This window comes from Mucilaginibacter jinjuensis, assembly GCF_028596025.1.
GTDB lineage: Bacteria > Bacteroidota > Bacteroidia > Sphingobacteriales > Sphingobacteriaceae > Mucilaginibacter > Mucilaginibacter jinjuensis.
In genome coordinates this window covers 6,032,975-6,047,803 of the sequence record NZ_CP117167.1, presented here as the reverse complement: position 1 = coordinate 6,047,803, position 14,829 = coordinate 6,032,975, and the positions used below count along the sequence as shown (strand labels likewise).

Below are 14,829 nucleotides of genomic sequence, written 5' to 3'. Positions count from 1 at the left end.
GCTAATGCCATCATTACCCCAGCTGTCAAAAACTGAAGTACTAAGTATTTTAATGGTGGATATTTCATAGTGATATTCATTAGTTATATAAAGATAACGAAGAAGTGCCCATAATGGTTGTACTTGTAACATTTTTAGTATAATGTTAAAATTCTAATAACAAAAGGGTCTTCTTTTTGAAAAATCGATTTTATGGCGCATTCTTTTTAGGAATATTGCCTGCCACATAGTGTAAAAAATACACCAAAATCAAATTTAACCCCCGGGAAAAAATGTAGTTTTAAGTTAAATTTTGCCTGAAATTAAGAATGAGCTTTAAAGAATGATTGGTACAAACAAAAAGACCCGGCTTATGGCCGGGTCTTTTTATGTTATTAGTTTCCAGTTTTAGTTTTGTGCCTGAAAAGTATTGTTAAAGCTGGTACCATCCGGGTAAACACCGGTAATGGTAACCATGCCATTGTGGGTATTGGTTATGGCTTTATCAATATCAGCAATGCCGTTTATCGGCTGTTTGTTGATACTGATAATTACAGAGCCAACAGGGGTTTCGGTCTCATCAAAGAAACCACCCGCGCGAACTTGTGTTACCACCACACCGCTGCTTACATGCAGTTTGCTTTTTTCCTGAGGGCTTAGTGGTTTAAAGCTTGCACCTAGTTTGTTGTAAAGCTCTTCTGCAGATTTTGTACGGGCAACAGTAGTTTTAGCTGCTACAGCATCACCTTTCAGCGTTACGGCAATCTCTTTGGTAGAGCCATCGCGCAATACAGTAAGCTTAACTTTATCCCCGGGTTGTAAGCGGCCTACACGCTCCTGCAAGTCTGATGATTCGTAAATGGTAGTACCATCAACCTTGGTAATAATATCGCCTTTGCGGATGCCGGCCTGCTCGGCACCACCACCTGCAACTAAATCATTAACATATAAACCATTGGTTGTTTTAATGTTTAATCTTTCGGCAGCATCTTCATTTAACTCAAGGAAGTTTACACCGATGTAACCACGTTTTACACTACCATATTTCTCAATATCATCCAGCACCTTTTTAGCCAGGTTAATCGGGATGGCAAAACCATAGCCTTCGTATGATCCGGTGTGTGATGCAATGGCAGAGTTAATACCAATCAACTCGCCTTTAGTGTTTACCAATGCACCGCCGCTGTTACCTGGGTTAATGGCAGCATCCGTTTGGATAAATGATTCAATGGCTTTATTAACCTTAGGTGTAGCCGGTTGGTTACGTGTAGGGCCAAATGGGTTTTGATCCTCATCGTCGCCATTATCATCGCTGCCAATAATGCCGATGTTACGGCCTTTGGCGCTGATAATACCGGCAGTTACGGTTGATGTTAAGTTAAAAGGGTTACCTACGGCCAGTACCCACTCGCCAACGCGTGCGTCATCAGAGTTGCCCATTTTTACAATAGGAAGGTTGGTTGCGGTAATTTTAATAAGGGCTAAATCTGTATTAGGGTCTGTACCTATTACTTTGGCTTGGTAGGTACGGTGGTCATTTAAAGCCACGGTAATTTTATCGGCTTTCTCTACCACGTGGTTGTTGGTAACAATATAGCCATCCGGCGAAATAATTACACCCGAGCCCGAAGCCATTTGAGGCTGTGAAGAACGTGGACGGGCGCGCTGGCCAAACATCTGGCCAAACAGATCTTCCATTTGCTGATCGCGGCCGCTGCTTGCGGTAGCCGAATAAGTAGTACGGATGTAAACTACAGCTGGTGTTACCGCTGCTGCTGCTTGTGTAAAATCAACCTCACCGGCCGATGATGTAATGGCCGCAGATTTGTTGCTGGCGAAATATACTTTCTGGCGATCTTCGAAGCTCATGCTGTTGGCAGTTTTGTCTTCAAATACCTTATAGGTACCGATCGCCATTGCCCCGCCAACGAAGGCAGTTAACAATGTTAAACCTATCTTTCTCATATAATTATATTACTTTATTACTTTGGATGAACTAAATATTCAAATTTAATACCATTAAGACGGTATGAACAATAAGAAGTTATTCGCAAATTTGTTAAAAAATGTTAAAATCAGTTTATATGTCAAACTGCTTATTGTAAAGCATGTTTGGCCTGGCTATTGCAACGTTACTATTTTAAATTTAAAGTGAAATTACATTTCTATAAATATCAGGGAGCCGGTAACGATTTTATACTGGTTGATAACCGCCAAAATATTGTAAATCATCATAATCCGGCATTTGTAGCCGGTTTATGCGACCGCCGCTTTGGTGTTGGGGGCGATGGTGCTATGTTTCTGGAGAACGAACCCGGATACGATTTTAAGATGGTTTACTACAATGCCGATGGCCAGCCCAGTAGCATGTGCGGCAATGGCGGGCGTTGTATTGTTGCTTTTGCTAAATACCTGAATGTAATTGATACCGAAACGAACTTTTTGGCAGTGGATGGCCCGCATTATGCCAAAATTTCAGAAAGTGGCGACTGGGTAAGCCTGCAAATGATAGATGTTGATGATATTAACCGCGATGCTGAGGCGTACGTTTTAAACACAGGTTCGCCGCACTATGTAACGTTAACCACTGGTTTAAAGGATAAAGACGTTTATCACGAAGGCCACGCCATCCGCAATAATGCAACTTATGCCGAAAAAGGCATCAATGTAAACTTTGTTGAACCTGCCGATAACGGCGGGTACTTTGTACGCACCTTTGAGCGTGGGGTAGAAGACGAGACCTATGCCTGCGGTACAGGTGTTACGGCAGTTGCCCTGGCTATGGCAAAGCATAATGGGCAAACAGGTACTATCAGCACCCCGATTAAAGTTTTAGGCGGCGATTTAAACATCCGTTTTACTAACGAAGATAATCGCTTCACCAATATATTTTTAGAAGGCCCGGCTGTGAAGGTGTTTGAAGGGGATCTTGTAATAGATTAATTAGGAATAATTGGTTAAATACCAATTATTTGGTGGATAAAAATATTTCATCAACCGATGAAATTATTACATTTATGCCCGGCGTAAGATTTCTGCGCTCAACTCCTAAATGCGCCACTTATTTTTATTCTTATTATTTGCAGGCTGTACAGCTATTGCCTTAAATGTTGATGCACAAAGCCTGGGTTTACCGGTTGTTAACGAAACATTTGGCGCAGGGCCTAATCCCGGCCAACCCCTGGCTTCGGGAATTACAAACCTTACTTACACGTCTGATAGCTGTCCCGGTGATGGTTTTTATACAATAGTAAACGCATTAACTCAAAACTGCTTTAATTCCTGGTTTAATACAACAGACCATACCGGCGATCCTAACGGATACTTTATGGTTATTAATGCATCGCAAACCCCCAGCGTTTTTTATACCCAAAGAGTACCAGGCAACACACTATGCCCCGGTACAACCTATTTATTTAATGCTTATGTGATGAATATTTTAAGGCTTCAGTCCAGCACAATGGGTTACAGCCAGCCCGATATTGTATTTAGTGTAGAAAAACCCGACGGAACACCTTTGGGGAGCTTTGAAACCAACACCATTCCATCAACACCGGATGCCAGGTGGCGATCTTTTGGTTTTACGTTTGTTTCTCCGGCAGATGGAGAGGATGTTATTATTAAGATGACTAACAAAGCACCGGGTGGCAACGGTAACGATTTGGCTATTGATGACATTACTTTTAGCCCATACGGCCCGACGATAGAAAACGGATTTGCCACAGTTGGCAATGTAAGTCCACAAAGCAAGTGTGCAGGCGAGGATGTAAGTTATACTTTAACCGCCAGGCAAACGGGCTATACCAATGCTACATACCAGTGGCAGGTAAATAAAAATGATGGTAGTGGTTGGGCTAATATAGCAGGACAAACCACTACAACATTACCCGTTAATATACCCGGTGCCGCCACCGGAACATATCAATACCGTATTGGTGTTTTAGATGGTACCAAAACATCGCCAAACTGCATTATCTACTCAGATCCTTTAACTATCAACGTGTATCCTTACCCGGTTAACCCGCTTTCGGCTACTACAAGCGCCTGCGTTGGTACACCCTTGCAGCTCAGTGCTACAGGCGGCGATACTTATAGCTGGACAGGCCCTAATGGCTTTACATCTACAGACAGTAACCCTATCATTACCCAGAGTGCTACTTTAAATGATAAAGGCGAATATGATGTAATCATCACTAAAAACGGTTGCCCCACTTTTGCAAAAACAACAGTTACCATTTATTCAACCCCAACGGTAGATCCAATACAGCCTTTGTATATATGCGAGGGCTCCAGCCAGCAAATTATAATTAATGCCGCTAATGCAACACATTATAAATGGACGCCATCTATAGGATTAGATCATGATGATGTTGCTAACCCCATAGCCAGCCCAACTCAAACAACTACCTACCAGGTTACGGCAAGTAATGATGGCTGTTCGGGCGTAACGGCAACCCTGCAGGTTACTGTTACGGTTTGGAAAAAGCCGCAGGCCAACGCCGGGCAAACCATCAAAATATTTGCCGGGCAAACTGCTAAATTAAACGGCACAGCCAAGGGCGACCATGTGCATAGTTATTGGACGCCCTATTTTTATCTCGATAACTCATTATCCCTTACACCAATAACCAGTACACCGCAGGATCTTACGTATACCCTGCATGTGGTATCAGACGAAGGCTGCGGCGAAAGTACCAGCAGTGTTTTTGTGAGAGTGTACCAGCAGTTAAGTATACCTAATACTTTTTCGCCCAACGGTGATGGTGTAAATGATAAATGGAATATCAGGAACCTCAATACCTATCCTAATGCACTGGTAAGCATCTACAACAGAAATGGCCAGCCTGTGTTTCAAAGCCGGGGTTACCCATCACCATGGGATGGCACTTTTAATGGCAGCCCGCTGCCGGTAGGTACTTACTATTATGTGATAGATTTACAGGAAGACGATTTGCCCAAACCAGCCGGCTGGGTGCTGATTGTGAGATAACAATTAAATATTGACTGTTAGGTATTTAAATGATGGTTTATCTGCCGATGAAATTGCTATTTTTACAAATAGCGTATCCTTGCGCTTATAAACTTAATGCGCCAATTTGCTTCCTTTTTGTTAATAGCCGCCGGTTTGCTTAGCGTACGTATTGCTAATGCGCAGCAATGCACGGGTACGCTTGGCGGGCCTGTTTTTAGCGAAACATTTGGGCACGGCACACTTTACGAATCCGGGCCACAACCCCAGCAACTGGTTACCGAGTTAACTTATTTTAACGCCACATGTGGCGGGGGAACCGGCGGGGTGCCCAATCATCCCATAAATGGCTATTATACACTGGGATCTTTTCTTAGTGAAACATGTAATAATGGTACCTGGCAGGTTGTAAACAGTGACCATACCGGCGACCCACATGGCTACATGATGATTATTACGGCTAAAGAATACCCTCCAACCCTTTTTACAGAAAAGGTGAGCGGCGACCTGTTATGCCCCGGAACCACTTATTATATGGGCGCATTTATTATGAACCTTTTAAGGGGCGATTTACCCGGCTCGCAGGATGCTACAAAGCCCGATGTAACTTTTAATGTATGGAATGAAGATAAAACGCTGCTGTTGGGTACAGGTACAACCGGCCCAATATCTGCAGATCCGGGTACGGGGATCTGGACACCGGTTAGTGCTTTATTTATATCGCCTACAGACGGAAAAGGTGTATTAATAGAACTTGTTAATAATGTAGTTGGAGAAAAAGTGTTTCATATTGCTTTGGATGATATTACCATCAGGCCTTGTGGCCCCACAATAAAAACAGGTTTTGGGACGATTAACGGGCCGGCAACAGAAAACATTTGCGAAGCCACGAATGTCAACTACATACTTGCATCACAGGCATCGGGCTATAGTAACCCCAGCTATAAATGGCAATACCGTAATGCAACTTATGGCGATTGGCAGGATGTGACAACGCCGGGTTCGAACACAGCAAATTTGCCAGTTAATATCATCAATGCGGCCGTTGGTATCTACCAGTATAGGGTGGGGGTTTTAGGCGGGGCTACTACTAATGAAAGCTGCCGAATTTATTCAGATCCATTAACTATCAATGTTTTCCCGAACCCGGTTATTGAACTTGATGCAGTAACCGGCGGTTGCTTAGGTTACCCGGTGCAACTTAGTGCGAATGTTACAACTCTTTACCCGCCCGGTTTGAGCTTGCCTGATGATCCAACTTTTGAATGGACCGGCCCCAACGGGTTTACATCAACAGACAGCAGCCCCTTTATTAGCTATAACGGCGACCCTAGCATAAATGGCACGTACACGTTAAAGGTAACCAAGAATGGCTGCTCAAATTTTGCACATACAACGGTAAGTGTTGTACTTCCGGCTGTTATAAATTCAACCAGCGTTAATAATGTAAATGTTTGCGAGGGCGATGCAACACAATTGTCGGTTGATGCAAGTAATGCAACGCATTATAAGTGGGTACCCTCAACAGGTTTAGATCATGATGATGTAGCCAACCCGATAGCCAGCCCCAAAGAGACTACTATTTATGAGGTTACTGTTAGTAATGATGGCTGCGCCGATGTTGCTCCCTATACCAATATCACCGTAAATGTTTTAAAAAAACCGCAGGCAGATGCCGGTCAGGAAACCCGGATCTTTGCCGGGCAAAACGCCAAATTAAATGGAACTGCCCAGGGTGATGACGTGCACTATTTTTGGACACCGGCAAATTATTTGAGCGATCCTTCTTCGCTTACACCAATTGCTACTCCTCCACAGGATATAACTTATACGTTGCATGTTGCCTCAAACACAACCTGCGGCGAAAGCACCAGCAGTGTTTTTGTAAGGGTATACCAGCTATTGGGTATCCCTAACACATTTACACCCAATGGCGATGGTGTAAATGATAAGTGGGAAATTAAAAATATAAGTACTTACCCCAATGCCCTGGTAAGTATTTATAACCGTAACGGGCAGCAAGTATTTCAAAGCCGGGGTTATGCTACGGCATGGGATGGTACTTATAATGGATCGCCGCTCCCTACAGGTACTTATTATTATGTAATAGATCTGCAGGATGGTGATTTACCCAAATCATCCGGCTGGGTATTAATAGTGAGATAAACAATTAAATACTGAGTATTAGGTAGTTGGATAATGTTTCATCAATGAATGAAATTGCTATTTTTACAAACCGCGTGTCCTTACGCTTATAAACTTAATGCGCCAATTTATTACCGTTCTACTAATTGCAATATTTATTGCCTGTGCACAATTTGTTTGTGCGCAGCAATGTACAGGTAATTTGGGCGCACCTGCATTTAGTGAAACATTTGGGCATGGTACACTTTATGAGCCCGGTCCCGCTCTGCCTGATGGCGTTACAGACCTGTATTATTTTGCTGATAATTGCGGCGGTCCCGATTTAGTTCCAAATCACCCGGATGCAGGTATGTATACGCTGCAATCAGTTATGGGGCCTACTTGTAAGGGCGGCACGTGGCAATCTCTTAATCAAGACCATACCGGAGACCCGCACGGTTATATGATGATTATTAATGCCGGGGCCCAGCCTGATGTATTTTTTACAGAGAGAGTGCCTGGAAATACGTTGTGCCCTGGAACAACCTATTATTTCGGAGCTTTTATAATGAACATATTGCGCGATTTGCCCAGCACCCAGGGTTATGTAGAACCAAATATAACGTTCAATATCAGGGATGCGACGACTAAGGCCATTATCAAATCCATTAATACTGGTAATTTAAAGGCTACAGATTTACCGCAATGGATACCGGTGGGAACATTGTTTACCTCACCTGTTGATGGGGCTGACGTAATTATTGAGATTGCAAATAATTCATACGGAAATGGCAACGGGAACGACCTCGCCTTGGATGATATTACCCTCAGCCCCTGCGGGCCAATGATAACAAACGGGTTTAATGTGATAGGAGATGTTACACCAAAAAGCGTTTGCGAAAACACCAATATCAATTATACACTGGTATCTCAGCAAACAGGTTATACTAACCCAAGTTATCAATGGCAGTTTAGAAACGAAACCTATGGCGACTGGCAAAATGTGACTACTCCCGGCGCTCAAACATCCAGTTTGCCGCTTAGCATCCCCAATGCGGCTATTGGTATTTACCAGTACCGGGTTGGTGTTTTAGCCGGTACAAGCACTTCAGAGAGTTGCCGTATTTATTCAGATCCGTTAACAATTAATGTATATCCCGACCCGGTTCTTAAAATTGATGCAGTAACCAGCGGTTGTATAGGTTATCCTGTGCAGTTAAGTTTGGACGTTATTACCGTTTATCCGCAGGGTTTGAGCTTGGCCGGCGACCCCACTTTTGAATGGAGCGGCCCCAGTGGTTTTACATCAACAGAAAGCAGCCCTTTTATTAGTTATAATGGCGATCCAACCCTAAATGGTGTATATACGGTTAAGGTAACTAAAAATGGGTGTTCTACTTTTGCACATACTATCGTGAATGTTAGTTTACCGGCAACTATAAATTCAACAAGTGCCACAAATGTTGATGTTTGTGAGGGCGATGTAACCCAACTGTCGGTCGATGCAAAAAATGCAACCACCTATAAATGGGTCCCAGCAATAGGGCTCGATCATGATGATATTGCGAACCCTATTGCGAACCCGGCTGTAACCACCACCTATGAGGTAACTGTAAGTAATAGCGGCTGCCCCGATGTAGCACCCTATACACATATCACCGTAAACGTTTTAAAAAAACCACAGGCTGATGCCGGGCAAACTATCAAAATATTTGCCGGCCAAAGCGCACAGCTAAATGGAATTGCTAAAGGGGATAAGGTAAATTACTATTGGACACCAAATCTCTATTTAAACACCAGCACTTCTTTAACACCAACTGCCACACCCCCGCAGGATATAACTTATACCCTACATGTAGTATCAAACACAATCTGCGGCGAAAGTACCAGCGATGTGTTTGTAAGGGTTTATCAACTACTAACCATACCCAATACATTTACGCCCAATGGTGATGGTATTAATGATAAATGGGAGATTAAAAACCTGATCACTTACCCCAATGCTTTACTAAGTGTATATAACCGAAACGGCCAGCAGGTATTTCAAAATAAAGGTGGTTCAACTGCGTGGGATGGTACTTATAATGGCAGCCCTTTACCGGTGGGGACATATTATTATATAATAGATTTACAGGATGATAATTTACCCAAACCAGCAGGTTGGGTATTAATTGTTAGATAAAAAGAAAGCCAGGTTGCAAACAACCTGGCTTTCTTTTATATGACTTTCCGTCTCACGGACTTTCGGACTATCTTACATCTTCAACGCCGTATTACTAAACACATGGTACTCACCCGGCGCAAGTGTAATGCTGTAGGCTGTTGATGATACGTTCCTCCGCCGTTGTTGGTGTTGTCACCAACAACTTTGTTTAATTGAAATATCGTATGATTGTTGGTGACAACACCAACAATGACACAGAGAAATCTTATACTGTACACCTTAAAGCTGGGCGCAAAAGATTTCTCCTCACCCCAACTACACAATCCCCTACCGGTTCGTTCGAAATGACAAACGCTTAATTCATTTATATAATTAAACTTCTTTTCTCTCCGCCGTTGTTGGTGTTGTACCGACAACTTTGTTTAATTGAAATATTTTATGATTGTTGGTGACAACACCAACAATGGCGCAGAATTACATCTTCAGTGCAGTACTGCTATAAACATGATATTCACCCGGTGCAAGTGTTAGGCTATATGCTGTTGATGGCACATTAATAGCAGCGCCGGTAATATTATCATACCAGTTACCTGTTGACGGAAAGGTAACTGTGGCGGTTTGATTAACTACATCAAAATTACTTGCAATAACCACATTGTTATCTGTGCCGGTTAAGGCAGCCCATTTTATAGCGCCGGTTAAACTGTATTTATAGCTAGTAGTGCTAAATACTGCATTCTTGGTTTTCCATTTAATTAAATGCGAGTAGGTAGCGTATAGGTGATGGCGATTGGCATCATTCATATATTCCCAATGCGGTGGCTTATCGCCTAAACGGCCGCCATTATCAATGCTTATGTCGTAGCCGCGTTCTTCAAACTCCCAAAGCATTTTCGGTCCGGGTGATGAAATGAGCAATGCCGCTAAAGCCTCTTCGCGTTTTAGTGCGGTAGGGATATCTTTAGTACTGTAACTGCCGCTGGCATTGCCGTAAGCCTCATTTTTAAACATGGTACGCTCTTCGTCATGGCTTTCGAAATAAGCAACCAGTCCGTAAGGGTTGGTAAATCCATATTGATCATAAAACAAGCCCGACAAATCCCAGCTTGGTCCGCTTGGGTAACCCATGGTAGCTTGTTGTGCAGGTGTGCTTAAATTGGTCCAGCTCATCATGCCTTGTGCGGCCAGTTCAGATTCTTCCTGATTATTAGAAAAGTATTCGAGGATCACATAAAAATTAGGGTCGAGGCTTTTGATATAAGTATTATAGCTTTTCCATAAAGCTACACGTGTTGCATCATAAGCAGCCCAGGCATCTTCTGTAGTCGATTGTTTTTGGGTAAAGCCTTTAGCCTGGTCGAAACGGAAACCATCGATGTGATATTCCTGCATCCAGTATTTCACCACGTTTTTAAAATAATATTGTGTGGCTGCAGCTTGGTGGTTCATCTGGTAACCAACCGCATCGGGGTGCATATTCTGTGTATCGAACCAGGGGTTACTTGCTGATGGCGAACCGCTTGCAGTTGCATACATCTGCACCATTGGTGATGATCCGAACTGATCTTCCAAAACAATATCCTGAATTACCGCAATGCCTTTAGCATGGCAGGCATCAATAAAAGCTTTATAGTCGTTTTTAGTGCCATAATACTTATCGAGCGCCATACCGAAGTTGGTATTGTAACCCCATGAATCATTGCCTTCAAACTCGTTAACCGGCATTAGCTCAACAGCGTTAACACCTAAGTTGGCAATGTAATTTAAAGTATCAGTTAGAGTCTTATAGCTATGTGTGCCGATGAAATCACGAACATGCAGTTCATAGATTACCAGGTTTTTAGGATCGGGGCGGGTAATGGTTGCATTTTTCCAGCTGTAAGCTGTCGGGCTGCCCTGCATTACACTTACAATGCCGGTTGTTTTGCCAGCAGGGTAGGCCAGTAGGTTAGGGTAAACGGTTGATGGGATACTGCTGTCGTTATCCGGATCGAGTACCTTTTCGGTATAGGGGTCGGCTACCTTAATGGTATTGTCGATGTAATATTGATAAGCGTATTCTTTAGTAGGGTCGATGTTATCAACCTGTACCCACCAGCGGGTACCGTCGGTTGATTTGGTCATGGCGGTAGGCTGCCAGTTATTAAAATCACCGATTACAGATACCGAAGTTTTATTGGGTGCATACAAATTAAAAATGGCCGACTTGCCACTGTTAATAAACGTAACACCATCATTAGTTCCGGTAGGCACATCTTTGCCGGTACCGTTCCCGGTAACGTTCCCGGAAAGATCGTCAGAAGAAGATTTTTTCTTGCATCCGGTACCGCCTATTACAAGCAGTGCCATCAGCAACACGTAAATGTTTCTCATTTAATATGGGGTTTTAAGAGTATTAGAGGCCATATTTCAATTGTAAAAAGACTTTTTTGTGTGCTTTAAAATATTGATAGTATGGTTGTTTAATAATTGGTTTTAGTAAAAGTAGCGCTTAATCCGGATATTTTGCAAATGTTAAATCAAATATTTATTTGGGCGAAATAAATTTTCGACATAACAAGTTATTAACATTGTTTACAAAAAAAATGGCCTAAATGCTTTTACTTGCTATAATTTCTAACTACGTTTGAATTTTTTCTTACTTAGCTTACATAAATTTTTTACCTGAAATTTATGTTGCGCGTAGACAGTACCAAACCCTGCCAGATTATTTATTCCCTCGCCAGGCACGAGTACCTGTCTTATGTTATTGAGCCGCACATTGTTCAGCTTAATCCCAACGGCGAATTTTCGCTCACTTACCAACGCCTTTTTTCTAATACTGCATCAGAATTTGCCAACTGTTTAAACGAAAGCGATTTTAAACTGATTAAAGTCTTGGAAGATATTGAGCAAGGCAACATCATCAAAAAATACTACAAAAAGCCGATACGCCCGTATGAGTTTTTTGCCAAGGTATTTAATGAAACGATGTTTGATGTAATAAGGCCGAAGATTGAGAAGAAAATGGCTGATGTGCTCAATACCATCCGCGATAAAGAAATTTATTTGATGAGTAAGGAGGGGTACCCGGCGGGCCGTAAACTCACCATTGCCGAAGAGCCTGCCACTATACTATTCCATTTCAAACGCAACGAAACCGAGATTAGATATTACCCTACCATCAAGTACCAGAACATGAAGATAGAGTTCATGTTTAAAGGTGCCGAAATTGTTTGTAACCACCCGGCCTGGTTGCTGCTGGATGATACTTTATATTACTTCGAGAAAGATATTGAGGGTAAAAAGCTACAGCCCTTTTTAAATAAGCGGTACATCGCTATCCCGCGTACATCAGAACAATCGTACATGGAGCGTTTTGTTGCGCCACTGATTGAGAAGCACCACGTGCATGCAGAAGGCTTCACCATTAATACAGAAAAGTACGATGCCGTGCCCATGCTGAAACCCATTATTGTGGATGGCGGCACGTCGCAACTACAACTGTATTTCAGGTATGCCGGTTATATTTTCCCTTATGGCGATGGCCGTACGGTATCGGTACGGATTGAGCATCATGGCGATGACTACCTTTTTCACCGTATTAAACGCTCTGTTACCTGGGAAAAAGGTAAACTGCAGTTGTTGGAAGAAATGGGTTTAAAACCGGCATCGTCATTATTTCAGAATCTCGAAGTTGATACCAATGGAGAAGAGGGCGACCGCTCATTCTCTGTTTTAGAATGGCTAAACCAACACCACGATAAATTACAGGAAGAAGGCTTTTTGATCGAGCAGCCCGAAGGCAATAAACGCTACTTATTTGGCAGCAGCAAAATAGATGTACAGGTAAGCGAGCGTAACGACTGGTTCGATATTTATGCTGTCGTTTATTTCGGACCGTACCAGATCCCGTTCATTGATCTGCGTAATCATATCCTCAACCGCAAGAAAGAGTTCGTACTACCGTCAGGTGAGATTGCGGTGATCCCCGAAAAATGGTTTTCGCAATACAGCAACCTGCTCCATTTTAGTGATGGTAGCAAGGACCTGAAATTAAAGAAACACCACATCGGCCTCATCAATGAACTGGCCGAAGGCGAACTGGCCAGTATAACTATGAGCCGTAAGCTGCAAAAACTGACCGACTTTGACGATCTGGAAGATATGCCGATGCCCGAAAACTTTAACGGTAGCTTACGCAGTTACCAAAAGGCTGGTTATAACTGGTTCCACTTTTTGAAGAAATTCCACTTTGGCGGTTGCTTGGCCGATGACATGGGTTTGGGTAAAACCATCCAGACTTTGGCTATGCTGCAAAAAAACAAAGAAGAGGCCGAGGAAAGCGGAACCAAGAGCACATCGCTGCTTATTATGCCAACTTCGTTGATCTATAACTGGATAAATGAAGCTAAAAAGTTTACACCGCAGTTGAGGCTGATGGTGCATACAGGTATATTCCGCTACAAACATGCCGATGTGTTTGCCAATTATGATGTGATTGTAACTACCTACGGCGTAAGCCGCATTGATATTGAATTACTCAAGGGTTTCTTTTTTGATTACGTGATTTTGGACGAGAGCCAGAATATCAAAAACCCGTCATCCAAATCGTACCAGGCGGTTAAGCAGCTGAAATCGCGTTATAAACTGATATTGAGTGGTACGCCGGTAGAAAACTCGGTGAATGATTTGTGGACGCAGATGTCGTTCATTAATCCGGGATTGCTGGGTTCTCAAAAGTATTTTCTCGATGAGTTTGTAACGCCGATAGAGAAGAAGAAAGACGAAGAAAAGGCGCATAAACTGCAAACCCTTATCAAACCTTTCGTGCTCCGCCGGACTAAAGAGCAGGTAGCTACCGAGCTGCCACCTAAAACCGAAAACCTGTTCTATTGCCAGATGAGCGAGGAGCAGGCCGAGGTTTACGAAAAGGTAAAATCGGAATACCGCAATGAATTACTGCAAGGGTTGGAGAATGGTACTTTTGTACAAAGCCAGATCCAGGTGTTGCAGGGTTTAACCAAGCTGCGGCAAATCGCCAACCACCCATCTATGATTGATGATACTTACGAAGGCGATTCGGGTAAGTTTGAGGATGTGGTACATACGCTGAGCAACGTGTTGGAGGCTGGGCATAAGGTGCTCATCTTCTCACAATTTGTGAAGCAGTTAAGCATCTTCCGCGATTATATGGATAAGCATGATATTGCTTACGCCTACCTTGATGGCAGCACCCAAAACCGTGGCGATGTGGTAAAAAATTTCCAGGAAGATGAAAAAACCAGCGTGTTCCTGATCTCGATAAAAGCTGGTGGGGTCGGCCTTAACCTTACCAGCGCTGATTACGTTTTCATCCTCGACCCGTGGTGGAACCCAGCCATTGAGCAGCAAGCCATTGACCGGACGCACCGCATCGGGCAAACTAAAAATATCTTCATTTACAAATTTATCACTAAAGATACGGTTGAAGAAAAGATCCTGGCACTACAACAACGTAAGCTAAGTGTTGCCCGGGCATTGATTACCACCGAAGAAAGCTTTATTAAAACGCTTACTGCTGATGATATCAGGGAGATATTGAAATAGGGAAATTTGAGAATTAAAAAAGATA

7 protein-coding genes are annotated in these 14,829 nt (G+C 43.0%); 5 read left to right on the top strand and 2 right to left on the bottom strand.

Going from position 1 to position 14,829, the window contains the following annotated elements:
* Positions 1-387: 387 nt before the first annotated feature.
* On the bottom strand, positions 388-1,944 hold the full coding sequence (locus tag PQO05_RS26180) for a trypsin-like peptidase domain-containing protein (protein ID WP_273630468.1): 1,557 nt from the start codon (positions 1,942-1,944) through the stop codon (positions 388-390).
* Between the two features lie 186 nt (positions 1,945-2,130).
* Here PQO05_RS26180 and dapF point away from each other — a divergent pair, with 186 nt between their 5' ends.
* The 4 genes from dapF to PQO05_RS26160 all read left to right on the top strand — a co-directional run bounded on the left by dapF (position 2,131) and on the right by PQO05_RS26160 (position 9,254).
* Positions 2,131-2,922, top strand: coding sequence for a diaminopimelate epimerase (dapF, locus tag PQO05_RS26175; RefSeq protein ID WP_273630467.1), 792 nt, complete (start codon positions 2,131-2,133; stop codon positions 2,920-2,922).
* Between the two features lie 109 nt (positions 2,923-3,031).
* Positions 3,032-4,969, top strand: coding sequence for a T9SS type B sorting domain-containing protein (locus PQO05_RS26170; protein WP_273630466.1), 1,938 nt, complete (start codon positions 3,032-3,034; stop codon positions 4,967-4,969).
* A 96-nt stretch (positions 4,970-5,065) separates the two neighbouring features.
* A complete protein-coding gene (locus tag PQO05_RS26165) occupies positions 5,066-7,114 on the top strand; it encodes a T9SS type B sorting domain-containing protein (RefSeq protein WP_273630465.1) in 2,049 nt (682 codons plus the stop codon).
* A gap of 97 nt (positions 7,115-7,211) precedes the next feature.
* Positions 7,212-9,254, top strand: coding sequence for a T9SS type B sorting domain-containing protein (locus PQO05_RS26160; protein ID WP_273630464.1), 2,043 nt, complete (start codon positions 7,212-7,214; stop codon positions 9,252-9,254).
* A gap of 456 nt (positions 9,255-9,710) precedes the next feature.
* Here PQO05_RS26160 and PQO05_RS26155 read toward each other — a convergent pair whose 3' ends face one another.
* Positions 9,711-11,609 (bottom strand): alpha-amylase family glycosyl hydrolase, encoded by a 1,899-nt coding sequence (locus tag PQO05_RS26155; protein WP_273630463.1) that lies wholly within the window; start codon positions 11,607-11,609, stop codon positions 9,711-9,713.
* A 300-nt stretch (positions 11,610-11,909) separates the two neighbouring features.
* Here PQO05_RS26155 and PQO05_RS26150 point away from each other — a divergent pair, with 300 nt between their 5' ends.
* On the top strand, positions 11,910-14,804 hold the full coding sequence (locus PQO05_RS26150; protein ID WP_273630462.1) for a DEAD/DEAH box helicase: 2,895 nt from the start codon (positions 11,910-11,912) through the stop codon (positions 14,802-14,804).
* The last annotated feature ends 25 nt before the right edge of the window (positions 14,805-14,829 follow it).